Source organism: Phenylobacterium sp., assembly GCF_020402505.1.
Classification (GTDB): Bacteria; Pseudomonadota; Alphaproteobacteria; order Caulobacterales; family Caulobacteraceae; genus Phenylobacterium.
The window spans coordinates 1-8,539 of the sequence record NZ_JADBZL010000009.1 but is presented as its reverse complement, the minus strand read 5'-3'; the positions used below and the strand labels follow the sequence as shown (position 1 = coordinate 8,539).

Genomic DNA, 8,539 nt, shown 5'->3' with positions numbered 1-8,539 from the left:
GACGGCCGAGGGCTGGGCGAGGGGCGATGTGGCCGCCGCCATCAGCGCCCCGCGCGACTTCGAAGGCTGCCTGCTCCTGCTGAACGGCGGGCCCCGGATCTGGCGGGCCATCGTCACTGAACACACCCGGCTGATCGCCGAGGGCCTGAAGACCCCCGGCCACAGCGTCGCCCTCGTCGACCTCTCCATGCTGTTGGCCGAGGAGGGGGTGATCCGCCGGCTCGAGGACCGCGGCCTGACGGTCACGGGCCCCGGCGGGAGCTGACCGGCCTCAGACCAGGGGCGGCCCCTTGCCGAGGGCGGCGTAGGCCTGTTTCTGGAAGATCGGCAGGGCCGCCCGGCCGCCCATGCGCTGGCCGGTGGCGACCTGGCTGGCGGACTCCGGACCCAGCTCCATGGAGTTCTGGATCAGGTAGATGAGGATCATGTCCTCTTCCGGGTCGGCCTGCCACCAGGTGCCGAAGGCGCCCGGCCAGCCGAAGGCGCCGGTGGAGCCTGCGCCCATCCAGGCCTGCTTCTCCGGGTCGGTGATCACCGAGACGCCCAGGCCGAAGCCCTGGCCCAGCCAGAAGGGGATGCCCATGAAGGGGATGGCCCTCTGTTCGGGGGTCAGCCGGTTCGAGGTCATCAGGTCGAAGGTGTCCTCGCGGATCAGCCGCACGCCGTTCAACTCGCCCCGGTTCAGCATCAGCCGGGCGAAGGTCAGGTAGTCGTCGACCGTGGAGATCAGCCCACCGCCGCCCGCGCAGAAGGCCGGCGGATGGTCCTCGTGGACGAAGGAGACGTCCTTGAGCGGCGCGTCATCCTCGGCCTTGTAGAGCTTGGCCATCCGGTCGCGCTTCTCCGGCGGGCACCAGAAGTCGGTGTCCGTCATGCCGAGGGGCTCGAGGATCTTCGCCTTCAGGAAGTCCTGGTAGGTCGCGCCGGCGACCCGGCCGACGAGGAAGCCCAGCACGTCCGTGGCATGGCTGTAATGGAAGCGCTCGCCCGGGGCGTAGGAGAGGGGCAGGCTGGCGAGCCGCTCCATCCACTGGTCCGGTCCGTGGGGGTTGCCGAACAGCGGACCGAGCACCTCCTGGTGGGCGCGGGCGATGGGGCCGACCGAGGTGAAGCCGTAGGCCAGGCCCGAGCGGTGGGTCAGGAGATCCTCCACCGTGATGTCGCGGGGCGCGTCGACCACCTCGTCCAGCGGACCCGAGGCCGACTTCAGCACCTTCATGCCGGAGAATTCCGGCGCCCACTTCGTGATCGGGTCGTCCAGCTTCAGCTGGCCCTCCTCCATCAGCATCAGGGCCAGGACGGAGGTGAGGGGCTTGGTCATGGAGGCGATGCGGAACATCGTGTCGCGGGTCATCGGCTTGTCGCCGGCGATGTCCCGCCGGCCCAGGGTGTTGAGCTGGACGATCTCGCCCTTGCGCCAGATCAGGGTGACGAAGCCCGAAAGGTCCCCGGCGTCGACGACCCCCTGGAGGGCGCCCGGAATCCGGTTGATGAGGTTCATGTCCATGGTGGTCCTCCCGCCGGGCGTTGCGCCCCGTTCTGCGATTGCGGTGCGTGTTGTCCCGTCCGGCGGCGGGAGCGTCAAGCGGGCGTCGCATGCCCGCGGGAACCGGGATAGACTGGAGCGCCCTTGCGGAGTAGCGCCATGCCGTCCAAGACCCTTCTCTGGCTCCCCCTCGCCGCGACCCTCGCCCTGGTCGCGGCCTGTTCGCCGCCCCTTCCGTCCGGCGTGGATCCCGATGCGCTGAAGGCGGCGGTGGGCGACGCCGTGGGCGATCCCAACACCTGTGTGCTGATCGCCGAGGCGGGAACGGGGCGGATCGTCTGGCGCTATGGCTCGAGCCGTTCGTGCGGTACGGCCTGGCCCGCCTGCAGCGGGACGGAGGTGCGCACCGTCGAGCAGCTCATGAAGACGGCTGGCCGCGAGGGCGCCGAGATCTGGGCCTCCTGTCCCTCCAACGCCGACCGCAGCCGTACGGTCGCCTGGGCGGCGGGGCCCGTGCCCGGCCGGCCGGAACTGGTCTTCACCGCGGTGATGGAGGGGGCGAAAACCCCGCCCGGCATCGTCCTGGGCGACAAGCTGCGCGGCGCCCTGGAGCGCGGCGGGCTCTCGCCGGCCCGCTAGGTTCTGAACCCACCAGACCGGCTCAAGGGCTTTCGCCTGAGCCGCCGTTGACCCCCTCACCGACCTTCGGTCGGAGCTCCCCCTTGGGGGAGCAACTAAGCTTTTGTAATTCCTCCCCATCAGGGGGAGGTGGCGCGCGCAGCGCGACGGAGGGGGTCAGCTGAGACGGAGTTTGACCCTGCTCAGTCGCCGCTGAACTTCCCCGGGCGCTTCTCGAAGAAGGCCGCCACTCCCTCGCGGAAGTCGTCGCTCAGGCGCGTCAGCAGGTACTGGTCGCGGTCCATGAAGGTGGCGGCGTGGTGGTTGGCCTTGTCCAGGGCGTCCACCGCCTCCTTGGTCATGCGCACGGGCAGGGGCGGCAGGGCCGCGACCTTGGCGGCCCAGGCCCGCGCCGCCTCGAGAGCGCCGCCCGTGGGGGCCACGTCCTCGCAGAAGCCCCAGGCCAGGCCCTCGGCGGCGTGCACCGCCTCGCCGAACATGACGAACTGCTTGGCCCGGGCCGGACCCACCAGGGCGTGGATGCGCGGGATGGACCGCCAGCTCATGTTGATGCCCAGGGGCACCTCCGGCAGGCGCAGATAGGCGCCCTCGCCCAGGATGCGGAAGTCGCAGGCCACGACCAGGGCGCAGCCGCCGCCGATGCAATAACCCTCGATGGCGGCGATGGTCACCGCCTCCACCTGCTCCCAGGCCTCGCACATGTCCGGGCCGGCCATCACCGCCTCCCGGGTCTCCAGCAGGGTGGGCTTGCGCCGGTCTCCCTGAGCGGCCAGGTCCGCCCCGGCGCTGAAATAGCGGTCCGACCCCGTCAGGATCACCGTGGAGATGTCGGTCCGCCGCCGGATGGCCCGGGCGAACTCGGTCAGCTCCACCATCAGGCCGGTGTTCAGGGCGTTGCGGGCCTCGGGCCGGTGCAGCCGCACCACCACGGTGGGGCCCTCCGGCTCCACCTTCAGGAAGCGCCAGTCGCGGGTGACGGGGTCGTCCATGCTATTTCACCAGTTCGAAGACGCCGCTGACCGTGATGCTGAGGTTCAGCTCGCCGGGGGCGACGGGGGTGGGCGCGGCCTCGGCCATGGGGGCGGCCATGGCGTAGGCCTTCATCACCGGCCGGGGCTGGGGGACAAAGCCGCCCTCCGACAAGGCGGTCAGGCGTACGCCGGTGTGGCCGGTGGCCCGGGCATAGAGGTCGGCCTTGGCCTTCAGGGCCTTCACCGCCGCCTCGCGGGCGGCGTTCTCCGCGGCCAGCGGATCGGCCAGGCCGAAGCTGACCTGGCCGGCGGAGTTGACCCCGGCGTTTACGGTAGCGTCCAGCACCGGGCCGAGGCGGGCCAGGTCGCGCACCGTGGCCGTCACCTGGTTGGCGGCCTGGTAGCCCCTCAGCGCCGGCGGCTGGCCATTGGGATAGTCGTACTGGGGCGAGATCGACAGGCCGCTGGTCTGGAGGTCGCGGTCAGCCAGCCCGGCCCTCTTCAGGGCGACCATCACCCGGGTCATCCGTTCGGCGTTGAGCCGCAGGGCCTCCCCGGCGGTGGGCGCCTCGGTGATCACGCCGAGGGAGAGAGAGGCCATGTCCGGCGCCCTGCGGCTCACGCCTTCGGCGGACACCGTCAGGGTGGCGGGGGGCGGGGCCTCTTCGGCCCGGGCGGGGCGCGACGCCCCGAAAGGCAGGGCCAGGGCCAGGGCCAGGGCCAGGACGGCGGCGGATGCGGTCTTCATGCGGGCGCTCCTTGGTGATGCTCGAGCCTAGGACGCCCCCGTCCCCGCGCCAACCCTCCGCGCCCAGCCTGAACCGGCGCTGAACGTCCTGGAGCCTTCCGACACGCCGGCCGCCGTGCTAACCGGACGCGGGGGCCTGTAGCTCAATGGTTAGAGCCGACCGCTCATAACGGTCTGGTTGCAGGTTCGAGTCCTGCCGGGCCCACCAAAGCTAGTGCATCTTGGGCAACTCGGCCAACGATGCGGCCCGTTCCGCGCCTGACCGTCGGGGACTCCTAGCCAAAACTGTTCTAGGGTTGTCGGCAAGCTCACGGATTGCTCCGCCAAGCCCCCAATCCGTTATCCTCCATCAGCGCCGTCATTGGCTTGCGCAGCGAACTCGGGAAGCTCCCAAGTCCTACGAAGCAGGTCGAAGCGATCTTTTTCTTCCTGGGTCTCCGCCGCTTTCCATTTCGCACCCAGTTGGGTGCCGATCGCATCGCGGCTTCCCGGCTTACAGCCCGCAAGAACCGGAATGAAAGCTGCGGAATGATCGTACAGAAAACTCAAGCCGGTCGAACCCAGCAGTGGAAGGATTATACTTCTTGCTGCATCATCGGCCCTATCTCCGAATTCGCCCTCACGAAGGAGTACGTTCCCTTGTGCGGAAAGCAGGGGGACCAGATCTGTTCCGGTGGCATTGGCAGTGAGTTGATCTCTGACTCTCAAGAGAAGGATTTTGCTGAGGTCTGCTTTTAGGGCTGCATTCAGTTTGAACCATCGTTCTATATGGGCGGTTTCGCCGATTGAGCAGAGAGCCGGAATTGATTGACCTAGTGCATCGAACAGATTGCCATCGAGGTCTGCGGTTGAGTCTGCTTTCGCGAGGGCGAGCGCCAAACCGTAGGGCTCCCCGCCTGAGCTAATGGCAGCGCCCCACCGATCGGCGCCTACGAGTTTGAGCTTCTCTCTGGTGGCCTTTGCCGCTTGAACGCGGTGAGTGCAGGCTTGGTCGAGAAGCGCCAAATAAGTCTGCTCGTTGCCATCGAGATCGAGGTTTGCCAGTTCAGTCCAGAAATCTGGTGAGTTACCAACCTCAGAGGCGAACTGCCCCCTGAGATCATCAGAGAGATAGCTTGTGTAATCGCCGAAATTTCTAGCTGCATCAGCTGGCGTCGGCAGTTCCAGCTTACCGTCGCGGAAACGTGAGGAGGCAATGGCTTTAATGAGGGGAGTCAATTTAGGGTGGTCTGTGGCGACGTTAATGTAGGCGTCAAGAGTACCTTTGGCACCGAAATCTGCCATTCTCCGCCCGATTTGTTCTGCAACGCCTTCACGGCGCTCTAGAGCAGTATCCCAAGTCGAGCCATCTGGCGTCGTTAACAATTCGGGTTTCTGGGAAACGAGGAGCAATGCCGCGAGTGATGCCATTGCAGGGTCATTGTTGAAGTTGAATGCCTCATGCAGGCGATTTTGAAGATTCGCATTGTTGGCCAGTTCCAGAACGCTATTGTGAGATAAATCCGAAGAATCAAATAGGTATCCAAGGCAATTTGCTGATATTGCAGTTCCAGTTTCGACGCCAGATGTTAGCTTCGCACTTGCCGATTCGATCAATTTGTTCCAAGGTAATTCGAGGCCAGTAAGTTTCAGTAGATGAACACACGTATCTGCCGTTGGATCGATTGAAGAATCATCAACCATTGTGGCCAGCGACTCCACTATTATCTCGGGATTTGCACTCGACCGGAGGCGCGCAAGCAATGCTTGATCTTCGGATGCGAGGGTTAGTGCCTGGAGGTAAAATCTAGGATCGCCCTGCATGGTTAATGTCAGTTCGGTCTTGCCCTGATCGATCGCCGTTGACATGATTATCCGACACGCCTCGACGAAACTAGCGACACCTCCGGCTTTCAAAAACGCCTTATCTTGGATGGCAGACATTCGCTTAGCTGCTGTCTCGAGAAAATGATCCAGCTCGTCGATAGGGCATCGGGCTATCAGAATCTCCAGCGCCTCGACGTCGGGGCGAGTGAACTCCTGCGAATTGAAATGATTGGAGTAGAGCGTTCGCATGCGTTGCCAAGCATCCTTCGAAGCCGCGTCCGCCGGCAACTCAAGGGCGTTGTATAGGCGGATAGCATTTGTGGCGGAGAAGACGGGGTCGCCATTACCCACCCGATCGAGAATGCGTTGGAAGACGGTAGTGAATCCAGGAACCGCCGCGCCCTTTGCGAAGTCCGCTTCGCTTCCGCTTTGGATGGCCTCCATGAGGGGGCGTTCCAGTAGGACTTGCTCTGCCCGATCTGGTTCGACGCCATAGTGCAAGGCGGCAAGTGAACGCTGCCAATCTGGATCTTCTTTTGTCAGCCAGAGGTTTTCCTTCGAGATTTCGGCCAAGATGTCCGAGCTAATGGCGTCTCTATGGACGGCATAGTGGGCGATGGAAACGAATCTGATTGTGGACCCGTGCCATTGAAGCCAAAGTGTCCCGATCGAATTGAGAAGCGTATTGATGAAGCGTGGTGTCAACTCGGTTTCACGTCCATCGGAGAGAAGCCACCTGTCCAGAATTACCTGAAGTTGGTGCGACCAATTTGGTTCCAAGATTTGACCGAATAGCGCATCCATTTGCGCCTCTAGATACTTATTCCAATCGGACAGCACCGGTCGCGAGACGTGGAACTTCAGGTCGAATGTCTTGTCCATGAACGATTGCGCAAGCCCGCGCGCCGTTGCGTCATCGGGATGGTTCACTGCGTACATTCGCTCCACCGCCTTTTCGTCGATTGGAAGAATGACGGTCGGAAGGTTCAATCGTTGATCCGCACCTAGGAAGAAGCTGCGGATCGTTGCCCAAAGCTCGACGGCTTGTGCCTCAGGTAGCCGGTCGAGGTTGTCGACGACGAAGATGAACCGGCGTCCTTCGGCAAACACCGAGCTCATGATTTTCCGAAAAATCGTTTGAAATTCAATTGTCGTGGGGTCAGGCGTAGTAATGGTTCTGTTTTTTTGATGGACCACCTCGCGGTTTGTGAAGACCGATAGGATGGACTCTCGCTCATACGGAGTACGATGGGACGTCCAAAACTGTCGTGTCCAGAGGGACGTCCAAAACGGTCGTGTCCAGAATTTCCATGAAGGGCGCCATGCCATATAGAAAAGGGTTGCCAGCAACAACGGTGCAAGTACGAGCACCCAGCCGAAAAGAAAGGCATTCTGTTCGAAAAAAGTGCCATTCGCTTTTGAAGTCGCTTCGAACCAGTCTTTACCTATAAATGTCATACCGATTGGAACAGCCAGGGCGGATAAAATCAGCCAACGTCCTACTATCGAAAGAGTGGGAGTGGAGGTAGTTTCGGTTTCCAAAACATGCCCGTGGAGTTCTTGTATCTGATCTTTCCAACGGCATTCTGTTGTCAGTCCCTCGCGAATGAGAAAACGGATTAGAGTTTCAAGAAATGCCCGTCTCGGCGGATCGCTCTGATGCAGCCAGGCATCGTAGGTGAAACAGTAATAATTTTCTTTTTCATGATCGGATTTGAGATTTTTCTGAATAAATGCCACGACGGTCGATTTGCCGCTGCCCCACGAACCGAGCAGGCCAATCACCTTGAGATCTTTCTTTTGCCGTATGACTCCGGCCACGGCATTTGCGATACGACCGTGCGATTTGAAGGCGTCTTCCTCGGCCACGTTATCGGCGATGAAGTTTAGAGTCGGCATGACGCCGTTATTATCGTTCGCGTCGGTCAAGGGCCCCTCATTAGGAGTGCGAAAAAATTGAACAGAAGGCTTATGAATACAAACCTCAAACGGTATTCGCCCCAGGAGGACAGAAAGCTGACACGTCCCCTTGAAATCCTTCCACAGTAAACAAGACTCGCGTCAACGAATTGACGAGCGCATGAAGCGATCCGGGGGCAGGGAGGATTTGACCGTTTGAATCTCGCTGGATCAGGTTTTTGAACTGCTCGTACTCTACGCCGCAGATACCGACTTGGCTACCCACTGAGAGGCGGCGGATCTCGCATGGTTATCGGCCATGCTCTTGGATGCATTGCCTTCCATTAGATCACCTTGGCGGGATAGAGCTGGCTTTCGACATAACCCGCTCTGGTGAAGTGGCTGGACCGGAAGGTCGCCGCTGCGCCCGTAGGTCCTTCCAGCAAGAAATCCTACGCGCCACTATAAGCGGTAGAGTTCCAACGCCCCCCATTGCCACCACCCCCCAAACCCAGTTGGATGGGCTCCTGACCCTCCCGCACCGGGCGGGCGCTGCAAGGGGAGAGACCGATGTTCTCGCACATCATGATCGGCACCAATGACCTGGAGAAGGCCAAGACCTTCTATGACGCCGTGCTCGGCACGCTGGGCGTGCCGCCGGCGCGGGTGGACGGGCACCGGATCTTCTACATCACGCCCACGGGCATCTTCTCGGTGAGCCTGCCGATCAACGGCGAGCCGGCCACCGCCGCGAACGGCGGCACCATCGGCTTCGCCTGCTCCTCTCCGGCCCAGGCCGACGCCTGGCACGCGGCGGGCGTCGCCTCGGGCGGGACCACCTGCGAGGACCCGCCCGGCGTGCGCGAGGGCGGCCAGGGCAAGCTCTACCTCGCCTACCTCCGCGATCCGGACGGCAACAAGCTGTGCGCCCTGCACCGCATGTGATCCAGGCCTGAAACGGCCCCGGACAAAATCGGGCGGCGTCCTTCG

General features: G+C 62.6%; 6 protein-coding genes, 1 tRNA gene and 1 pseudogene. 4 read left to right on the top strand and 4 right to left on the bottom strand.

The genetic code is table 11. The annotated features are described in order from the left end of the window. Window positions 1–265 (top strand): annotated as a pseudogene (locus tag IM632_RS00545) (TraB/GumN family protein); the annotation flags it as partial. A gap of 6 nt (window positions 266–271) precedes the next feature. On the opposite strand, the gene IM632_RS00540 reads toward IM632_RS00545, so the two are convergent. Next, complete coding sequence (locus IM632_RS00540) at window positions 272–1,507, bottom strand: serine hydrolase domain-containing protein (protein WP_296551911.1); 1,236 nt, start codon at window positions 1,505–1,507, stop codon at window positions 272–274. A gap of 138 nt (window positions 1,508–1,645) precedes the next feature. On the opposite strand from IM632_RS00540, the gene IM632_RS00535 reads away from it, so the two are divergent. After that, entirely contained in the window at window positions 1,646–2,125 is a 480-nt protein-coding gene (locus IM632_RS00535) for a hypothetical protein (RefSeq protein WP_296481074.1), read from the top strand. 182 nt (window positions 2,126–2,307) lie between these two features. On the opposite strand, the gene IM632_RS00530 is transcribed toward IM632_RS00535, so the two are convergent. Beyond that, a complete protein-coding gene (locus IM632_RS00530) occupies window positions 2,308–3,114 on the bottom strand; it encodes an enoyl-CoA hydratase/isomerase family protein (protein ID WP_296481077.1) in 807 nt (268 codons plus the stop codon). A gap of 1 nt (window position 3,115) precedes the next feature. Further along, complete coding sequence (locus IM632_RS00525; protein ID WP_296481079.1) at window positions 3,116–3,844, bottom strand: SIMPL domain-containing protein; 729 nt, start codon at window positions 3,842–3,844, stop codon at window positions 3,116–3,118. Between the two features lie 132 nt (window positions 3,845–3,976). On the opposite strand from IM632_RS00525, the gene IM632_RS00520 reads away from it, so the two are divergent. Continuing rightward, window positions 3,977–4,052, top strand: a tRNA-Ile gene (locus tag IM632_RS00520). A gap of 131 nt (window positions 4,053–4,183) precedes the next feature. On the opposite strand, the gene IM632_RS00515 is transcribed toward IM632_RS00520, so the two are convergent. Further along, on the bottom strand, window positions 4,184–7,579 hold the full coding sequence (locus IM632_RS00515) for a P-loop NTPase fold protein (protein ID WP_296497294.1): 3,396 nt from the start codon (window positions 7,577–7,579) through the stop codon (window positions 4,184–4,186). A gap of 540 nt (window positions 7,580–8,119) precedes the next feature. Between IM632_RS00515 and IM632_RS00510 the strand changes: the two genes are divergently transcribed. After that, window positions 8,120–8,494 (top strand): VOC family protein, encoded by a 375-nt coding sequence (locus tag IM632_RS00510; protein ID WP_296497297.1) that lies wholly within the window; start codon window positions 8,120–8,122, stop codon window positions 8,492–8,494. The last annotated feature ends 45 nt before the right edge of the window (window positions 8,495–8,539 follow it).